The organism is Ardenticatenales bacterium (genome assembly GCA_020634515.1).
GTDB lineage: Bacteria > Chloroflexota > Anaerolineae > Promineifilales > Promineifilaceae > JAGVTM01.
Genome location: JACKBL010000009.1, coordinates 19,780 through 39,043, shown reverse-complemented (window position 1 = coordinate 39,043; position 19,264 = coordinate 19,780). Strand labels below are relative to the sequence as shown.

The following is a 19,264-nucleotide window of genomic DNA, read 5'->3' as shown; positions in this document are numbered from 1 at the left end:
GATAAGTTTTGTCCTCGTTCTGAAACAAGGGTCAGTAGATAGTTAGGGGACATGAGACTATCCCTCAATCTGCGTCATCTGCGTCATCTGTGATAAGCCATCAAGAGTCCCAGATAGCCCCGTAGGCGGGAATGCCGCGGCTTTCCAGGCCGTAGACGACTTGCCAGGTGAGTTTCTTGTTGGAGATGCAGATGACGGCTTCGGCGTCGAATGCTTTGTAGGCGTCGTAGGCGAGTTTGACGAGGTCGGGGCGGCCATGCTCGTTGGTGTCCCAGATGAGGGCGTCGGGTTGTGCGGAGAGGATTTCGTCTACGAGGGCGTCGCCATAGGTTTCCCGGGGTGTGCGCGTTGACCAGACGAGAGATGCCGGCACTTCTCCGGCCAACAAGTGCGGTAAACAAGGACCAATGCCGCTGCCCGTCGCCACCCACACCACCCGCTTAAATAACCGATCGATATTTCCCACGCCCGCCGTCGGAATCCCCTTCACCCACACATGCGAAGGCACATCATCTATCAAATCCCCCGTCCAATCCCCGGCGCGGGAGATAGTGAGGCGGAATCCTTCCTGGCCCGGTGCCGGCACATTGGCAAAAGCGTGCCACTCCTTAAGCGGACTACGGCTAATGGTCGTAGACGACCCCGCGAACGGCGTCACGCCGTAGTTGAAGCGCGCCAGCGCCACATGGGAAGAGGGCGTTTCCATCTGTACGGGAACCTTACGCAGCCGCAGCCACGGGAGCGCAATGCTCACCGTGAGGACGAGGAGCATCCAGAAAGTCGGCGAGACGAGCAGGGCGCTGCCGAAGGAGACCGCCCCGCGCTGATCATTGATGAACAGGAGGCTCTGCGTCCAGAAAAGCGCCAGAGCCGTCCAGCCGCCCAACCGGTGCGAGAGTTCAAACTGATTGTGGTAACGGGCGCGAATGGAAGGCATCGCCATCACCACCATCAGCACCAACACCAGCAGCAGCCCGTACGTCACCACCACCGTCACCGGCGACACGCCGGGCAGCCCCCGCGCCAACGCCACCGTCAGCGCCCCCACAAATCCCGCAAACCAGAGCGTCCCCACCACGGCACCACCGACATGCAGGCCGCCAAAATGGTACACCTTGCCCAAAATCCAGCGAATTGACAACGGCCAGTGCGTGGGCGCGCTCGTCGCCAGCTTGAACAGCAGATTGATCACGACCTGCTGCCGGATGAGAATGGCCAGCGAGAGATTTGCCAGCACCAGGTTGGACAACATCCGCAAGGGCAACTGCCCGCTTGCCCACCAGCCGCCTCGGACCAGCCCCAATCCCAGGACGGTCAGATTGACCAGGGCGACCAGGGCAATCAGGCGATTGTAGTGCATCAACTCAGGACGCCGGCTGATACGGTTCCACAAGCCCTGCCGCGGCGGGAGACCTTTCTCCTCCGCTTGCGCGGGAATGGGTGTTTTCATCCGTTGACGGGGGAATTCCACATTCGTTGCCGTTTTTAGCATGGCGTCACCTCCAGCCATTCTTCTTGTTCTTGCATCGCTTCATCATACGCGGCGGCCAACCGCATCAGTGCCCGCTTGTCAATTTTGCCCCGGCTGGTGAGGGGGAGTTCATCCAGCGCCAGCACAAATTTGGGCGTGCAGTAGTAAGGCAGTGTAGCGGCCACCGCCTGGCGCGCGGCCTCCACGTCCACCGTGCGCGGAGATACGAACCCTACCAGGTTGCGGTTGTCCAGTTTCAGCGTCGCCGCCCGCTTGCAGGAGGGGACGGATTCGAGGGCAGCGGACACGGAATCCAGTTCTACGCGAAAACCGCGAATTTTCACCTGATCATCCGTGCGCCCCAGGTGTTCCAGTTCTCCATCGGGCGTCCAGCGGCCCAGGTCGCGCGTGCGGAACATGACGTGACCGTCGCCGAGAAACGGGTCTGGCCGGTATCGCGCGCGGGTCAATTCCTCGTTGCCGATGTAGCCGGCGGAGACGCACGCGCCGCCCGCCCACATCTCGCCCACTTCGCCGATGGGGCAAGGTTTCATGTTTTCGTCGAGGATGTAGACGGTATTGTTCGGGGTGGGTTTGCCGATCGTCAGCCGCTCGTTCCATGGTTGATAATCCTGCATGGTGTTCACGATGGTTGTTTCCGTGGGACCGCAGGCGTTGTAGAAGGTGCAGAACGAGGTCCATTTGTCGGCCAGCGGACGCGGGCACGGTTCGCCGGCTACGGCTACGACTTTGACGTTGGTGCATTGGTCGGCGTCGAAGGTGCTGAGGATGGAGGGGGTGGAGATAATTACGTCTACTTGCCGGGCTGTTTCCATGAAGTCTTGGCCGCGAATGATGAGGGTGGCGCCGTTGGAAAGGCTGCCGAGGATTTCCCAGGCGGCCATGTCGAAGGCGATGCTCAGGATTTGTCCTACTTTGACGCCGGGACGCATGCCCAGGTTTCCCGGTGCGGTGAGGAGGATGTTGCCGGCATTTCCATGTGTCACCCGCACGCCATTCGGCATTCCCGTTGTCCCTGACGTGAAGATGATGAAACACGTATGGTCGCGGCTGGGAGGAAATGCCGGCACAAATGGAGCCACATACGCCCGATCATCCACAAACGGCTCTTGCATCATCTCATCTACCGCCAGGCAAACACACCCCTCCGGCACCGGAATCAGATGGCGCAAATGGGAAAGCGTCAGAATCACCTTGATCCCCGCCGTCGCCAACACATAGCTAAGATGCGACTCCGGCGCCACGCCCACATGCTGCGGCGCATAAGCCGCGCCCGCCTTCAAGGTCGCCATGATGCCCACCACCATGGGGAGAGAACGCTGCAAGAACAGGGCCACATTGTCCCCCGGACGCACGCCAAGCTGCGCCAGCCGCGCCGCCAACCGGTTCGCCTGGCGGTCCAACTCCCCATAGGTGATGGTTTCCTCCAGGTGCTGCACGGCCACGGCGTGCGGGTCCGCGCCGGCGTGGGCCTCGAAGGCATGATGGATGCAATCATACGGCAGGGGCACAATCGCTCCCTGCCCAAAACGCTCAAACAGCACCTGATCAATCGGAGACAGGCCGTTGATGGCATTTTTTACGAAGGTTAAGCGATGGGGGGATGTATTCGGGCGCAACGGCAGGCGTTGGCGCGGCGTTTGAGGCGCGTATGCAGACCAGGTATCATAAAGAGGCTGAGGCACAACAAACATGATAATTCTCCTTGCTTGGGAGGCGCGCCGCACCAATGGTGCGTCTGCGCGCATACAGACTGCTTTGTTTGATAGCAGTAGTCTGCCCAAGACACCTTGCAGTCGGCTTAAGGGAAAATTACGGAGATATTACCCGTTGTCGGCACTCTGTTTTCTATTGTTGAGAATTGGCTCAGCGGAGGAAACAAAAAAGGCTGACCCTATGCGGGGCCAGCCTTCATCAAACACAGGTAAGGAGGTGTTTCGTCAGGCCATGAGGCCGGTGGGGCGGAATTTATAACCGTAAACAATCATTCCTTCGGGGCCATCTTCGGTCAGTTTGCGCGTCACCATTTCCACGGGCATGCCCATCTGCACATCCTCTGGGGCAATATCCGTCAATTGCGCCGTCACCAGCGGCCCTTCCGCCAGTTTCACCAGGGCAACTGTGTAGGGGGCGTAGCGCTCAAAGCCCGCGGGAGCATCGTAAATGGTCGTGTAAGAGAAGACCTCGCCGAGACCCGTAAAGGTAAACAGCTCTTTGGCGGGCGCTTCGCATTCCAGGCAAACATCGCGCGGGGGGAAGAGCTTGACCCCACAGCTAGGGCAGACTTCGCCCACCAGGCTGTATCGTTGTGTTTTTAGACGCCAATGACGTGAAACTTCCATTGTTTGATTACTCCTGAATCTACTGATGACCAGAATCAGATGATGTTCTGCTGCATCCTACATGGTTGTATTATGCACATCCATCCTTTCAGAAACTTTCATCACCGCAAAAAGACTCTCAAAAACTATCAGAGAAGATGATTTGCGCGGCGATCGGCCATTTTGGGAATGAGACAGGGGAATGGGGGAAGCAGTGTGTCAGTCAATGGTGAAGACGTGGGTGACGGCAGTGGCGCCGCTGCCGCCCAGGTTTTGCGTCAGGCCAACACGGGCGTGGGGAACCTGGCAATCGCCTGCCTGCCCGCGCAGTTGCAGGGCCGCTTCTACCGCCTGGTAGACGCCGGTGGCCCCGCCGGCATGACCACGCGCCTTCAGGCCACCAAAGGTGCTGATGGGCAGCACGCCATCGCGGGCGATCTGGCCGTCGCGGGCCAACTGCCAGCCCTGGCCGCGCGAGGCGAATCCGCATGATTCCAGGGCAAGGACGGAGAGGATGGTGTAGGCGTCGTGCAGTTCAAAGAAGTCTACATCGGCGGGGGTCAGGTTGGCTTTGGCCAATGCTTTTTCGGCGCTGCGCTGCGCGGCGGAGAGCCAGAGGATGTCGCGGCGGTCGTGGAGGGCGAGGGTGTCGGTGGCGAGGGCGCTGCCGGCAATTTTCACAGGTTGCGGGACCATATCCATCGCCCGCTCCTGGTTGGTTAGAATGACGGCGGCGGCTCCGTCCGCCAGGGGTGCCTGGTCAAAGAGGGTCACAGGCGAGGCCACCAATGGCCCGGAGGCGAATCGCTCCGCCTCAAGCTGGTTTCGGAAGAGGGCGCGCGGGTTGCTCGCTCCATTCCTGTGCGCGTTGACGCTGAAACCGGCAAAATCGGCCACATCCACGCCATAGGTGTGCATGTAGCGGCGCATCATGAGGGCGGCGAGGGCGGCGGGGGTGGCTCCCTGGGTAGCTTCGTAATCCTGGTCCAGGGTGGTTGCCAGGGCTTTGCCCACGGCGCTGCCCGTCTGGTCGGTCATTTTTTCCACGCCGACGACAAGAGCGGTGCGGATGAGGCCGCTTTCCACGGCCAGGACGGCCTGGCGCAATGCCGCCGCGCCGGAGGCGTCCGCTGCTTCTATGGTGATGGCTTCGCGCCCGCGCATGCCGGCAAAATCCGCAATCAACGCCCCCAAATGCTCCTGCCCACTCAGGCTGCCCGACAGCATATTGCCCACATAAATCGCGTCAATATCCGTCGTCGCCGCATCATCCAGCGCCGCCTCAATCGCATACCACGCCAGATGGCGCAGCGACGTGTCCCAATGCTCGCGCACGTCTGTTTGTCCAATACCGATAATGGATACGTTGCTCATAGTGGTTCGTCAGTTGATGGTTGATAGTTGGCGGTTGGTCCGATGTGGTGCGCTGCGTCGGGGAAACGGCTCTACGCCATTTTTAGCTTGTCACGATAGCGCGTGTAGGTAGCGTAATCAATGATCTGGCGGCGGGCAATGTAATCTTCCGTCTTGGGGGCACGGTCGCGCATCTCCAGGATGCGGTCCGTGACGCGGAAGGAAAAGGCATCGGAGCCGGCCCCGGAACCATAGCTGACCATCAAGATCAGGTCGCCCGGCTGGGCCACGTCCAGGGTAGCCGTGAGACCGATAACGGCGGAACCGGCATAGGTATTGCCGATGCGCGGGCTGAGCAGGCCAGGCTTGATTTGTTCTTGGCTAAAGCCAAGCATCTCCGCCACGCGCTCCGGGAATTTGGCGTTTGGCTGATGGAAAACGGCCCACTGGTAATCGTCGGACTTGCGCTCCAGGCCCTCCAGCAGCGCTTCCGCCGCGCCCATAATGTGCTTGAAGTAAGCGGGTTCGCCCGTGAAGCGGTCGCCGTGGGAAGGATAGTTGGCGTGCGCCCGCCGCCAGAAGTCCGGGGTATCCGTGACGAAGGAGTAGGAGCCTTCAATGATGGCCGCCGCTTCATCGGCGGGTCCAATGAGCATGGCCGCGCCGCCCGCCGCCGCCGTATACTCCAGCGCGTCTCCGGGGCGACCCTGCGCGGTGTCCATGCCAATGCTCAGGGCGTAGCGAGCCATGCCGGAGCCAACGAAACCGATGGCGGCCTGCATCGCTTCCGTGCCCGCTTTGCAGGCAAATTCCCAATCCGCCGCCTGCGTGTGGGGCACGGCCCCAATCGCCTCGGCGACGATAGTGCTGGTCGGTTTGACGGCGTAGGGGTGGCTCTCGCTGCCGACCCAGACGGCGCGGATGAGCTGCGGATCAATTTGCGCCCGGTTGAGGGCGTTGCGCGCCGCTTCGATGGACATGCTGACGACATCTTCATCCAGGCCGTTGACGGCTTTTTCCTTGATGGGAACGCCGCCCGTGCCGCCTGTCCACATCTTGCTCACTTCAGATGCCGGCAACCGGAAACGCGGCACATACGCACCATACCCCACAATCCCCACCGGCTTATCCGTCTTCATCAAACCTTTATCTAAGTCACTCATTGTATTTTCCTGTTACGCCAAGGCCTTCACGCCATTAGCCGAGGTGGCAACCATTTCATGCAAAATTTCTTTCGCCCGCCGCGCACGGATATTTCCCTCGCGCACCAATCGTTCCGCGATGGGCATTACCAGTTCACCAGGCGCGCCCACCGCCAGCGCCACCTGCCGCGCGTGCAGCCGCATGTGGCCGTGTTGGATGCCCGTGGTCGCCAGAGCGCGGATAGCCGCCAGGTTTTGCGCCAGCCCGACGCAGGCCATCACCTGCGCCAGTTCGGCGGCGGAGGCCACGTTCAGAATCTTCATGGCCACCTGGGCCGTTGGGTGGACCTTTGTGGCCCCGCCGACAATGCCCACAGCCAGCGGAATCGTCATTTCGCCATAGAGGTCGCCATCCTCGGTGGCGTGCCAATCCGTAAGAGCGCGATATTGACCGTTGCGGGCGGCGTAGGCGTGCGCGCCGGCCTCTATGGCGCGCCAGTCGTTGCCCGTGGCAATGCACACGGCGTCAATGCCGTTCATGATACCTTTGTTGTGGGTGGTGGCGCGGTAGGGGTCAACAATAGCGAAGGCGTTGGCCTCTTCCACCAGGCGGGCGACGATGGAGCCATCCTGCCCATCTTTGGTTGTGAGGGCGTCGGCGGGAATGAGGCAGCGGGCGGTTGCCAGCCGCCGATCCGTCAGGTTGGAGAGGATGCGTAAATGGGTGCGCCCGCCGCTGAGGTCGGCCACCAGCGGGGCCAATGTCTCCACGGCGGTGTTGATAGCGTTCGCGCCCATGGCGTCCAGGGTGTCGTAGAGGAGGTGTACCACCAGCATGGGTCCGACGGGCGTTTGTGGGAAAAGGTGCACTTCCACGTCTCGCGCGCCGCCGCCGCGGCGGACGATGCTTTCGCTGCTCTCGTTGGCGCACGCCATCAGGGCTTCTTTTTGCGCCAGAATACGGCGGCGGGCGGCTTCCAGGTCGGGTACGTCCAGTACCTGAATCTGGCCGATCATGATGGATTCCGTGGCCGTGGTATGGAAGCCGCCGCCCTGGCGGATCAGGTTGGCAGCATAGCTGACGGCGGCCAGCACGCTGGGTTCTTCCACGGCCATGGGAACCAGGTAGTCCCGCCCATTGATGCGAAAGTTGACGGCCACGCCCAGCGGCAGAGCGTGCATGCCGATGGTGTTTTCGATCATGTGGCTGGCCTGCTCGTTTGTCAGTCCTTGCTCCAGTAGAACTGTTTTGTCGGCGTCGCTGAGGCCGGCCCAGTCGGCGACGATATTCACCCGCTGTTCCAGCGAAAGTTTGTAGAAACCGGATAGGCGCGATGATTTTTTCACAGTGACTATTATCTCCTTCACCTCTCTGTTGTCTTTAGCGTGTATGCAACCCGGCTGCCTGACAAAAAAGAACACCGTGCGGTCAGGCACGGTGTTCTTTATAGTCGCTTTTTTCTGTCAAAATCTATCTAAATAGGCGATGTCTGGGGGGAATGGGTCAGGGGCGTTGTCCGTTGATGGTCATTGTGCCGGCATCTAGCCGCACATCCGTCAACTGTAAACCATCCGGCAGGCTGCTGATCAACTCCGTAATCGTCTCCCGCACCGACCCCGCCGCCAGGTCCAGCAACGGCTTGGGCACTTCTACATCGTTAATCGTCGCCGCCAGAATCTCAAACTGAAACGTCCCATCCGCGATATACGGGCGAAAAGAGGCCGTGAGCGGGCCTTGAATCGGACTGACGACGTTGCCCGTGAGGTCAATGCGGTCGGGGTAGAAGGTAAAAACAATGTCTTGCGTGGCGGGCGGGTCGTTGGCGGCAATGCGCGCTTCCTGGCGGGCCATGAGGGCGGCGTTCCATTCCTGGTCGGTGATGGTCACGCTGAAGGTCCCGTTTTCGTCAAGTTGCACATCGGCAAAGCGCGCCTTCAGCTCGTCCATGGTCACGCCCGCGGGCATGCCGGCAATAATCGTACTCACGGCGGCGGCCTGCGCTTCCAGCGTGGGAGCGGCGTCTTCCAATTGGGCCATGATGGTGGGGATGCTGGTGGCAGCGTTTTCCACGATCTCTTGCGCGGAGGCTTGCAGGGTGGGGGCGGCAGTGGCAACCTGGGCGGCGGCTGTGCCGGCAATGTCGCCCAACTGCTGCGCACCGGCAGCGGCGGTAGCGGCAGCCGTATCAAGTTTCTCCGTCGTATCGGGGGAGAGGGTAGAGATTTTCGCGCTGCTGGAACCACAGGCCAATGCCGGCAGCAACAACAACCCCATCAGCGCCAGAATCAGGAACTTAGACTTCTGCAACGTCATCTTCTTGCCTCGTTACCAGCAGCCATTCACTTCAAGCGATACGCAGCACTTTCAGCGAAAGCGCGCCCGTGGGACTGTTCACCCGCACCGTCTGCCCCACCTTCGCGCCCAATAGCGCCCGCCCAAACGGGGACTCGTTAGAAATGCACCCTTTCGTCGGGTCCGCTTCGTGAACGCCCACAATGTGGTACGTTTCTTCCTCGTCGTACCCCAATTCCATGATCGTCACGCGGCTGCCCACGCGCACTTTGTCGGACGGCCCCGAAGCCTCAATCACCTGTGCCCGGCGCAGCGTATCTTCCAGGTCACGGATGCGCCCTTCCATAAAGGCCTGGTCTTCCTTCGCCGCATGATAGTCCGCATTTTCGCTCAAGTCGCCCATGGCGATAGCCTTATGCAGGCGGTCGGAAATCTCCGCCCGTTTCTCGTCTTTCAAATAAGCCAACTCTTTGCGGATGGCCTCTAACCCTTTGGCCGTCAGGAAAACGACACCTTCATCTCTCATATCCACGCTCCGTATTTTCTTGATCACATCTCAGGCCCGGTCAGTCGGCCACAAACGCCTGAAGTTTACCAGATAGGTTTCCATGTCAACAAGTCGCCGCCCGTTATTTTCGCCAACTTCTCACCTGGGCGCAAAGTCAGCCGCCGGAAGACGTCATAGAATGGTCCCTTGCACGAACCGTTGTTTCGATTCCCGTATTCTCGCGCCTGCCGCCTGCCCGCCTGCCGGCATTCTCTTGCCATGCAACTCCTAAGCGCGTACAATGTTCGCAAAGCCACATAAACTTGAACAATCAATCGGGAGAGCGTTGCGGCAAATAGCATCCGCCTCCCTGGCAGCCGTTAAAGCGCCGCCAGGGGCGTGTCTTTTCGCTACCTGCCAGGCAACCGCCGAAGGGGCAAGCCGCCGTGGCGCGGTGAATCTCTCAGGCAAAAGGACCGTTTGGTTGGGCACTTCTGGAAAGCTGCCAGGCAGCGCCGAAGGGGCAAACCGCTGTGGCGGCGGTGAATCTCTCAGGCCCGGGAATAATGCGATGTGCCTTTGCGGTAGCCGATGGCTACCTTGCCCGCTCCCTCCCCGAACGACAGAGGACGCCAGCAACGTGTTTCTGGTTGCTTGCGTCCTTTTTATTTGCCATAGGCTCGTGTTGTGGGAACGAACAACCTGAGACTGGTTCCTTCTCCAAGCTGAACAGGCACCAACACGACCAACAACCAACTCTCAACCGCCAACTATTTTCAAAGGAGATCCCCATGACCAAAATACTCCCCGACCTGCTCTACACGGAAGATGACGAATGGGTCCGCGTTGACGGCAGCACCGGCGTTATCGGCATCACCGACTTCGCCCAGGACGCCCTCTCCGACATCGTCTACCTGGAACTCCCCGCCGAGGGGGATACGTTCGCGGCCGGCGATGCCTTCGGCGTCGTAGAATCGGTGAAAGCGGCATCGGATTTATACATGCCCATTGCCGGCACAATCACCGCCGTCAACGAAGACCTGATCGACGCCCCCGAAAAACTCAACGCAGACCCCTATGGCGCCTGGCTGGTTCAAATTGACATCAGCGATCCCGGCGAACTGGACGGCCTCATGGACGCCACCGCCTACCAGGCTCACTGCGACGCCCGCCATTAGAGGAGCGCGGGGCAAGTGGCAAATCGCCTCGCAAACCCGCCACCCGCAAACCGGAGAACCACACATGGCTACCCATTCCCCACTGGAAGCAACCGGCAACCGCGACCTCCTGCCGCCGCTTGACCATTTCATGTCCCGCCATCTCGGCCCCAGGTCCGCCGACGTAGACCACATGCTGGCGCGCCTGCACCTGGACACCCTGGATACGTTGGTGAACCAGGCCGTCCCCGCCACCATCCGCATGACGGGCGCGCTCGACCTGCCCGCTCCCCGCTCCGAATCCGAAATCCTCGCCGATCTGCGCCAACTCGCCAATCGCAACCAGGTTTTCCGCTCCTTCATCGGCCTCGGCTACTACAACACCCTCACCCCCCCCGTCGTCCTGCGCAATATCCTGGAAAACCCCGGCTGGTACACGCAGTACACCCCCTACCAGCCAGAAATCGCCCAGGGACGCCTGGAAGCCCTCCTCAACTTCCAGACCATGATCACCGACCTAACGGGGTTGGAAATCGCCAATGCCTCCCTGCTGGACGAAGCCACCGCCGCCGCCGAAGCGATGACCCTCTGCCTGCGCGCCCGCCCACGCAAATCCACCGCCAACGTCTTCTTCGTTTCCGACCGCTGCCACCCACAAACCATCGCCGTCGTGCAGACCCGCGCCGTCCCCCTGGACATTGAGGTGGTCGTCGGCGACCACGAGACGTACGATTTCACCCAACCCACCTTCGGCGCGCTCGTCCAGTACCCCACCAGCGACGGGGACATACTCGATTACGCCGATTTTTGCGCCCAGGCGCACGCGCACGACGCCCTCGTCGTGGTCGCCGCCGACCTGTTGGCGCTGACGCTGCTGCGCCCGCCCGGAGAGTTTGGCGCGGATGTGGTCGTGGGCAGCAGCCAGCGTTTTGGCGTGCCCATGGGATATGGCGGCCCGCACGCGGCCTTCATGTCCACCAGGGAAAACTACCAACGCCTCATGCCCGGTCGCCTCGTCGGCGTCTCCGTAGACGCCCAGGGCAAGCCCGCCCTGCGCCTCGCGCTGCAAACGCGCGAGCAGCACATCCGCCGCGACAAGGCCACCAGCAACATCTGCACGGCACAGGTGCTGCTGGCGGTGATGGCCTCCATGTATGCCGTCTATCATGGTCCGCAGGGGTTGACGCGCATTGCCCGCCGTGTTCACTTACTTGCCGGCATTCTCGCCCAACAACTGCGCCAACTCGGCTACACCCTCAACCACGCCCCCATCTTCGACACCCTCACCATCACCAACGGCCCCCGCCACCAGGATGCCATCGCCGCCGCCGCCCTCGCCCACCGCATCAACCTCGCCCTCCACGAAGACGGCCGCGTCGGCATTTCCGTGGACGAAACGACGACCACAGCAGATTTGCGCGACCTGCTGGCCGTCTTTGGCGCGGACGCCGCCGCCATTGACCTGGAAGCCGCCGCCGACAGCGTGGACATCGACTACGCGGCCCCCTTCCAACGCCAGACCGACTTCCTCACGCACCCCGTCTTCAACACCTATCACTCCGAGACGGAAATGGTGCGCTACATCCATCAGTTGCAAGCCCGCGACCTCTCCCTGGTGCATTCCATGATCCCCCTCGGCTCCTGCACCATGAAGCTGAACGCCACCACGGAGATGATCCCCGTCACCTGGCCAGAATTCGGCCAACTGCACCCCTTCGCGCCCGTGGATCAGACGGAAGGCTACCAGATACTGTTTAAGCAGCTAGAAGCGGCGCTGTGCGAAATCACCGGTTTTGCCGCCGTTTCCTTGCAACCCAACGCCGGTTCACAGGGCGAATACACCGGCTTGCTCACCATTCGCGCCTACCACCACGCCCACGGCGACGACCATCGTCACATTTGCCTCATCCCCAGTTCCGCGCACGGCACCAACCCCGCCAGCGCCGTCATGGCCGGCATGGATGTGGTCGTCGTCGCCTGCGATGATCATGGCAACATCGACGTGGACGACCTGCGCCAGAAGGCAGCGCGGCACCGCGACCACCTCGCGGCCCTTATGGTCACATATCCCTCCACGCATGGCGTCTTCGAGGCAGCCATCAAGGAAATCTGCCAGGTCGTACATGACAACGGCGGCCTTGTGTACATGGATGGCGCCAACATGAACGCGCTCGTCGGCCTCTGCCGCCCCGCCGAGTTTGGCGCGGACGTCTGCCACCTCAACCTGCACAAGACATTTTCTATCCCGCATGGCGGCGGCGGACCGGGGATGGGTCCCATCTGCGTCACGGAACACCTGGCCCCCTTCCTCCCCGGCCATCCACTGGTCAAAGGCGTAGGCGGCAGCCGCGCGATTGGTCCTGTTTCCGCCGCGCCGTGGGGCAGTGCCGGCATTCTCCTCATCTCCCACGCCTACATCACCATGATGGGCAGCGCAGGATTGACCCAAGCCACCCAAATCGCCATCCTCAACGCCAACTACATCGCCCACCGCCTCGACCCCTACTTCCCCGTCCTCTACAAAGGAGACAGCGGCTACGTCGCCCACGAATGCATTCTCGATCTGCGCCACCTGAAGGAATTCGCCACCGTGGACGACGTCGCCAAACGACTGATGGACTTCGGCTTCCACGCCCCCACCATGTCCTTCCCCGTGCCCGGCACATTGATGATTGAGCCAACCGAAAGCGAACCACTGGCCGAACTAGACCGCTTCTGCGAAGCAATGATCGCCATTCGCGCCGAGATGCGCGCCGTGGAAAACGGCGACCTAGACGCGAAGAACAACCCACTCACCGGCGCGCCACACACGGCGGAAGTCGTCGCCGGCGACGCCTGGGACCGCCCCTACTCGCGGGAGCAGGCCGCATTCCCCGCGCCCTGGGTGCGCGCACACAAATTCTGGCCCGCCGTCAGCCGCATTGACAACGTCTATGGCGACCGCAACCTCTTCTGTGTCTGCATCCCCATGGAAGAATACGCCTGATATTCCCCCAGGCGCGGCGCGCTTTAGCCGTTGCGCGCCGCGCCTGCCCCCCGACAACTGATTTTCGTCATGGGTTAGAGGTTACAATCGTAACTTTGCGCCCCTTCTCCCCTGATTTACCTTGTAAAGTGTACGAGGAACAACGTTCCTTCTCCAAGAATGAACCAATCTTGGGGAAAACTTGTCAGCGCCTGGTTGTTGGCCTCCTCCCCCTGGCCGTGGCCATCCAGACACACCCCATCCCTCCCTCATCCCCCCTAACCCAGCCCTCCCCAGACTCCCGGCGCCGGCTTCAGCCAGCAGCCCACTGAAGTGACGCCACCAACCCTTTACAAGGAGCCGATCATGCAAACCAAACGTGTTGTCATCTACGTATCCGCGCCGGAAATCCCGCGGCGGCAGCAGGTAGAGCGGCTCGTCAGCCGCGTCCTGGCCACCTATGACGATTTCCTCCTCGCGGAAGTCACCGAAAACCAGTTACTCACCTTGCAAAACCAGGGCTTCATCGTTGAGGAACAGCCACAGGCCTCCCAGATTCGCCTGCGCGCCGTGGAATTCGACACAGCGGAAGCCGCCGCCCAGCCCGCGACCCGCGCCGCCCTCACCGCCACCAACGGCGCGCGCGGCAACTACTGGCTGGTGCAGTTCGTCGGTCCCGTGAAGCCGGAATGGGGCGCGGCCATTCGTGACCTCGGTGGCGTACTGCACGACTACGTGCCCGAAAACGCCTACCTGGTGGAAATGAACGCCACCGTCAAAGACGCCGTGGCTCAACTCCCCTACGTCAACTGGGTTGGCCCCTACCAGCCCGCCTACAAGATCAGCCCGCTGCTGCGAGGCCGCCGCCGCCGCGCCGCCGCGCACGAGCTGGACACATTGGCCGTGGCCGTGGACACGTTCACCCCCACCCCGGAGGGCAACGTCTCCATTGTGCTGCATCACGCCAAAGATCGGGCCAAAATCCGCCGCGCCATCGCCCGCTTTGGCGGCGTGGTGGTCGAAGAAACGGCCACCACCCTCCGCGCCTCGCTCGACCTGGCTTTCGTAGACCAGTTGGCGCACATGCCGGAAATCAAATGGATTGAGCCGTACAGCCAACCCGTCCTCACCAACAACATCGCTGCGCAGATCATCAGCGTGCAGGAAGTGTGGGACGAACACGGGCTGGATGGCGAAGGGCAAATCGTGGGCGTGTCCGACAGCGGCCTGGACACCGGCGTCAATGACGCCACCATGCACGACGACTTCCAGGGGCGCATTGTAAACATCTACGACCGCGTGGGAGACGGCGCGCATGACGTGGCCTCCGGGCACGGCACGCACACCTCCGGGTCCGTGCTGGGCAATGGCACGTCCTCCAACGGCCTGATTCGGGGCATGGCGCCGGCGGCGCGGCTGGTGTTCCAGGCGATTGGCAACCAGTTCGACAGCCTCACCGGCATCCCCGCCGACCTGAACCAGTTGTTCCAGCAAGCGTACAACGATGGGGCGCGCATCCACAGCAATAGCTGGGGCAACCACCTGCACGGCCAGTACACGGTTGAGTCGGAGGACATTGACGAGTTCGTCTGGAATCACAAGGATATGGTCATCCTCTACTCCGTGGGGAACGACGGCGAGGATGCAAACAGCAACGGCGTGATTGACGCCGACTCGCTCAGCTCCCAATCCAGCGCCAAGAACTGCATCTCCGTGGGGGCGACGGAAAACAACCGCGCCACCGGCGGCTACCAGGGAACCTATCACGACTACTGGCCGTTTGACTTCCCCACCAACCCGATTCGGAACGACAACCTGTCGGACGACCCGCAGGGGATGGTCGCCTTCAGCAGCCGCGGCCCCACGGACGATGGCCGCCCCAAGCCGGACGTGGTCGCGCCGGGGACCAACATCCTCTCCGTGCGCTCCAGCGCTGCTTCCGGCAACGGCTGGGGCCTGCTGCCCGCCAGTGACCCCAACCGTCCCTTCTACATGTACATGGGCGGAACCAGCATGTCCACGCCCATCACGGCGGGCACGGTGACGCTCATCCGCCAGTTCCTGGCCCGCGTCCACCTGATGAATAACCCCTCGGCGGCGCTGATCAAGGCGCTGCTGCTGCACGGCGCCATGCCCATCACGGGGCAGTACACGCCGGCGGAAGTGGGCGCGGTTCCCGACAACAGCCAGGGGTGGGGGCGGGTGCATCTGTGCAACGCCCTCTTCCCGCCGTATCCCGTGCATTACCAGTTCTTCGATGATCCCGCGCTGGCGGTGGGCACGGGGCAGCAGCGCAACTTCACCTTCCAGGTGGTAGACAGCAGCATCCCCTTCCGCGCCACGCTGGTGTGGAGCGACCATCCCAGCAATCCGGCGGTCGGCGGCGGGCTGGTGAATCAGTTGCGCCTGGCCGTGATCGCCCCCAACGGGACGACCACGCAGGGCGCGCCGGCAAACAACAACGTGCAGCGGGTGCAAATCACCAACCCGCAGACGGGCGCGTACACCGTGCGCGTGACGGGCATCAACGTGGCCACGCAGGTGACGACGGGCGATTTGCAGGATTTCGCCGTCGTGGTCAGCGCCGGGCTGGTGTTTACCGACCTGTATATCCGCGACAACAACGCGGACACGGGGATGGAGCCGTCGCTGGGCACGCTCTACCTGTCGCCCGACATCTGGGTGAGCCTGACTAATGACCCGGCCACGTCGGTTCCTAATCCGGAGTATGGGCAGACGAACTACGTGTTTGTGCGCGTCCACAATCGCGGCTCGCAGGCGGCGAACAACGCCCAGGTGAAGTTGTACTGGGCCAAGGCGGGCACGAACCTGAGCCAGCCATACTGGAAGACGGATGGGATTAAGGTGAATGGGGTGGTGAGCCATGTGCGCACGATTAACGTCCCCGCGCACAGCGCCGCGGGAGATGGTGCGTTTGTCACCGTCTTTGAGTGGGAGCCGCCCAATCCTGCCAACTACACGGTTGATCCGGGGCACTTCTGCCTCTTTGCCACTGTGGAGCATCCCGACGACCCGCTGCGGCAGCAGGATGTGTCCGCCGTGCGCTGGGAGGATAACCTGGCGTGGAAGAATGTGAACGTGCAGGACGTAATGGTGAACGGGGAAACGAGCCTGGAGTTTTATGTGGCCGGGCTGCCGCACGCCTCCGCCGTGGCCGACCTGCATATTGACCGGCGCGAACTCCGCGGCGGCGTGGTGAAGCTAAAGCTGCCCACCCGCTATCTGGACGAGGGCGCGCCCACGAATTTGGAGCGGGTGTGGCTGTCGGACGGCGGGCGCGTCTGCGAGGTGCAGGTGACGGCGGCGACGACGGCGGACTTGCGCCAGATTCCCATGAAGCCGGGGGAAAACGCGCTGGTGCGGCTGGAGGCGAGTCTGCCGCAGGATGCGCCGGATGGAGAGGTGTTCCCCATCTTCGTGGAGCAGCGCATCAACGGGGCCGTCACGGGGCGGGTGACGTTGGTGGCGCGCAGCGTGGGCACGCCGGCCTACATCGGCAACCGGCGTAGCGCGGAATTGCACCTGGCGGATTGTGAATGGGTGCGGAATATGTCGCCGCGCAACAAGGTTCCGTACAATGACCTGGAGATGGCGCTGCGGCGTGGCTACAATGGCTGCCGCTTCTGCCTGCCGGAGTATGATCGCGGCTAATCAGAGAAACCGGGTTTTTTTCAAAAACCCGGTTTCTGTCGCCGTGCCGCCCGTCACCTGCGCCCATGCTGGCGACGCGGGCAGGCATCCCGCGCGGGATCGATATTCCGGTCGTGGGGATCGGTACTCTGGTGGCGGGGATCGGTGTTCCGGCGGCGGGGATCGGTGTTCCGGTGGCGCAAAAACCCGGTTTTTACGAAAAACCGGGTTTTTCAGTTCAGGTTGCCAGCTTTTGCCGCACGCGCTCCAGGGCCTGGCGGTCCTGGTTGGCGGAGGGGGAGCCGATGCGTTTTTGAATTTCCCATGACTGTTGCAGCAGGGGCAGGGCCTCGGCCAGCCGCGCCTGTTTTTCCAGCAGCAGCGCCAGGTTGAACAGGTGGATGCTCAGGTCGGCCACGTTGCCGACTGCGCGGGCAGTGTCAATCGCCTCCCGATAGAGGCGCTCCGCTTCCGCTTCGTTCCCTTCGGCTTTTTCCAGGATGGCCAACTGTCCCAGGGTGGTGGCAATGCCGGCACGATTCCCCAATTCCCGCTCAATCGCCAGGCTCTCCTCATACCGCCGCCGCGCCAGGTCCATCTCCCCCGTGGCCTGGGCTAAGATGCCTAGCTGGTGCAGGGAGGAGGCAATGCCGGCACGATTCCCCAATTCCCGCATCATCGCCAGGCTCTCCTCATACCGCCGCCGTGCCAGGTCCATCTCCCCCGTGTTTTGCGCTACGATAGCCAGGTTATGCACAAACGCCGCCACCTCCCTCTTGTCCCCCTCCGCTTCCGCCGCCACCACCGCCTGCTCCAGCCGCCGCCGGTTGCAGCCGCCGCAGCGTCTCCCGCGTTTCTTCCAACTGTGCCGCCGTCACTGCCCAACCCCCTGGCAATTCCCCCAACAATTGCAGGAACATCATGTTCAGGTCTTGCCTCTCCGCGGGCAGTTCCCCCCAGGCCAACACCGCCGCCAGCCGCTCCCCATCCACCGCCGCCGCCGCAAACGCCCCCAGCCAGCGGAACGCCCGCGCCGCGTCCGCGTCCGTCGCCGCCAGCCGCTCGTAGCTGAGGTCAAACGTGAGGGCCACGCTCTCCTCCTTCCCCGCCGCTCCCTCGTGCGCCAGCGTCCGCAACCGCCGCCCGTCCCGCAGGCGCGGCAGCAGCCAACCTGCCCCCTCCATGTCCGCCAGCGCCCCCGCCAGTTGCAGCGCCAGCGGCCAATATCCGCACAACTGCGCCACTTCCGCCGCCTGCGCCGCCGTCAAGCTCTGTGGCGCCAGTTCGAGCAGCAGTTTCTCCGCCGCCGCTTCCTCCAGCACGTCCAGCCGCGTCGTCGTCGCCCCCAACCGCCGCGCCACCGGCTCCTCCCGCGTCGTCAGCAGCAGCGCCGCTGCCGGTGGCCGCGCCGCTTGCAGCACCCGCGCCCCGTCCATCCACTCCGGGCGGGCGTCATCCAACACCAGCAGCAGCGGTCCCTTTGCCTCCTGCCGCGCCGCCAGCAGCCCACGCACCTGCGCCGCGCGCGCCCGCCGCCGCCGCCAATCCCCCCTCATCCTGCCCGCACAGCCGCGCCCACCCCGCCAGCAGCGGCAGCGGGTCCCCGCCCGCCCCCGCCAAATCCGCCCAAAACACCCCGCCGCGAAAATGGTCCTGCAACTGCGCCGCCAGCATCTGCGCCAGCGCCGTCTTCCCAATCCCCCCGCTCCCCTGCAACGCCGTAATCGCCTGCGGCCGCTCCGCCCGCGTCAACGCCCCCGCCAACCGCGCCAACTCCCCCTCCCGCCCCACAAAATGCTCTGGCGGCGCGGGCGCGGTGGGCAGCGTCTCCGTCAACTGCCGCCTCAAAATCTGCTGCAGTAGCACCTCCAATTTCTGCAAATAGGCGGCCTGTACCTCCGCGCGCGCCATCGCTCTATCGTCCAATGCGGCGGCAATGTGCTTCAGCATGTCACGGTTGGGCAGTTCGCGCAGCAAGTCATACTTCAAGTCCACCTGCGACAGCGCCAGTTCCAGGTTGTGCTTTTTCAATTCCCGCGCCAACAGCGCTTGAATATCTTCCGCCGTCAACGTTTTGTAGCCGGCTATTTGCGCCAACCACCCCGCCAACAAATCTACCCCGACCGCTTCCACCAGGCGCAGGAAAACGGGCGGTAGCAGAGCCAGCGCCGCGGCGCTGCCGCCGAAAATCTGGAAAAGCACGGCAGCGATGCTCGCATAAACAATCGCCTGCCCGCCTGTTTGCATGGCTCCCAACAGCCGCTCAACAACATCGGTATCGGCCTGCCTCCTCGTGACTTCCTCCACGATACTTCCTCCTCTCCGACGGCTGGCGTCATATCCCGCTGTAGGGCAATTCGCCGAATTGCCCGGACAAAACAACGTCCTGTCTTCTATCAAACG

General features: G+C 62.5%; 14 protein-coding genes and 1 riboswitch. Of the genes, 3 read left to right on the top strand and 11 right to left on the bottom strand.

Annotated features, from left to right (window positions below; genetic code table 11):
- Positions 1-100 precede the first annotated feature (100 nt).
- The 8 genes from H6650_20360 to greA form a co-directional block, all read right to left on the bottom strand.
- The gene (locus H6650_20360; protein ID MCB8954367.1) at positions 101-1,450 is read right to left on the bottom strand and encodes a hypothetical protein; all 1,350 of its coding nucleotides are present in this window, start codon (positions 1,448-1,450) and stop codon (positions 101-103) included.
- A 35-nt stretch (positions 1,451-1,485) separates the two neighbouring features.
- Positions 1,486-3,186, bottom strand: coding sequence for an amino acid adenylation domain-containing protein (locus H6650_20355; protein ID MCB8954366.1), 1,701 nt, complete (start codon positions 3,184-3,186; stop codon positions 1,486-1,488).
- 246 nt (positions 3,187-3,432) lie between these two features.
- Positions 3,433-3,834, bottom strand: a complete 402-nt coding sequence (locus tag H6650_20350) for a Zn-ribbon domain-containing OB-fold protein (GenBank protein MCB8954365.1) — start codon at positions 3,832-3,834, stop codon at positions 3,433-3,435.
- Between the two features lie 198 nt (positions 3,835-4,032).
- Positions 4,033-5,187 (bottom strand): thiolase domain-containing protein, encoded by a 1,155-nt coding sequence (locus H6650_20345; protein MCB8954364.1) that lies wholly within the window; start codon positions 5,185-5,187, stop codon positions 4,033-4,035.
- A gap of 71 nt (positions 5,188-5,258) precedes the next feature.
- Positions 5,259-6,329, bottom strand: coding sequence for a hydroxymethylglutaryl-CoA synthase (locus H6650_20340; protein ID MCB8954363.1), 1,071 nt, complete (start codon positions 6,327-6,329; stop codon positions 5,259-5,261).
- 12 nt (positions 6,330-6,341) lie between these two features.
- Entirely contained in the window at positions 6,342-7,676 is a 1,335-nt protein-coding gene (locus tag H6650_20335) for a hydroxymethylglutaryl-CoA reductase, degradative (GenBank protein ID MCB8954362.1), read from the bottom strand.
- A gap of 136 nt (positions 7,677-7,812) precedes the next feature.
- A complete protein-coding gene (locus tag H6650_20330) occupies positions 7,813-8,622 on the bottom strand; it encodes an LmeA family phospholipid-binding protein (protein ID MCB8954361.1) in 810 nt (269 codons plus the stop codon).
- A 31-nt stretch (positions 8,623-8,653) separates the two neighbouring features.
- Positions 8,654-9,127: a transcription elongation factor GreA gene (gene greA, locus H6650_20325; protein MCB8954360.1), complete on the bottom strand. Its 474-nt coding sequence runs from the start codon at positions 9,125-9,127 to the stop codon at positions 8,654-8,656.
- A gap of 287 nt (positions 9,128-9,414) precedes the next feature.
- A riboswitch (glycine riboswitch) is annotated at positions 9,415-9,577 on the top strand.
- A 302-nt stretch (positions 9,578-9,879) separates the two neighbouring features.
- Here greA and gcvH point away from each other — a divergent pair.
- The 3 genes from gcvH to H6650_20310 all read left to right on the top strand — a co-directional run bounded on the left by gcvH (position 9,880) and on the right by H6650_20310 (position 16,882).
- Positions 9,880-10,266 (top strand): glycine cleavage system protein GcvH, encoded by a 387-nt coding sequence (gene gcvH, locus H6650_20320; protein ID MCB8954359.1) that lies wholly within the window; start codon positions 9,880-9,882, stop codon positions 10,264-10,266.
- Between the two features lie 64 nt (positions 10,267-10,330).
- A complete protein-coding gene (gene gcvP, locus H6650_20315) occupies positions 10,331-13,231 on the top strand; it encodes an aminomethyl-transferring glycine dehydrogenase (GenBank protein ID MCB8954358.1) in 2,901 nt (966 codons plus the stop codon).
- Between the two features lie 345 nt (positions 13,232-13,576).
- A complete protein-coding gene (locus tag H6650_20310; GenBank protein ID MCB8954357.1) occupies positions 13,577-16,882 on the top strand; it encodes a S8 family serine peptidase in 3,306 nt (1,101 codons plus the stop codon).
- A gap of 217 nt (positions 16,883-17,099) precedes the next feature.
- On the opposite strand, the gene H6650_20305 is transcribed toward H6650_20310, so the two are convergent.
- The 3 genes from H6650_20305 to H6650_20295 are packed head-to-tail and all read right to left on the bottom strand — an operon-like array spanning position 17,100 to position 19,168.
- The gene (locus H6650_20305) at positions 17,100-17,663 is read right to left on the bottom strand and encodes a tetratricopeptide repeat protein (GenBank protein ID MCB8954356.1); all 564 of its coding nucleotides are present in this window, start codon (positions 17,661-17,663) and stop codon (positions 17,100-17,102) included.
- On the bottom strand, positions 17,611-18,417 hold the full coding sequence (locus H6650_20300; GenBank protein ID MCB8954355.1) for a hypothetical protein: 807 nt from the start codon (positions 18,415-18,417) through the stop codon (positions 17,611-17,613). The genes H6650_20305 and H6650_20300 overlap by 53 nt, the downstream gene beginning before the upstream one ends.
- Positions 18,314-19,168: an AAA family ATPase gene (locus H6650_20295; protein MCB8954354.1), complete on the bottom strand. Its 855-nt coding sequence runs from the start codon at positions 19,166-19,168 to the stop codon at positions 18,314-18,316. Before H6650_20295 ends, H6650_20300 begins: the two co-directional genes overlap by 104 nt.
- Positions 19,169-19,264 lie beyond the last annotated feature (96 nt).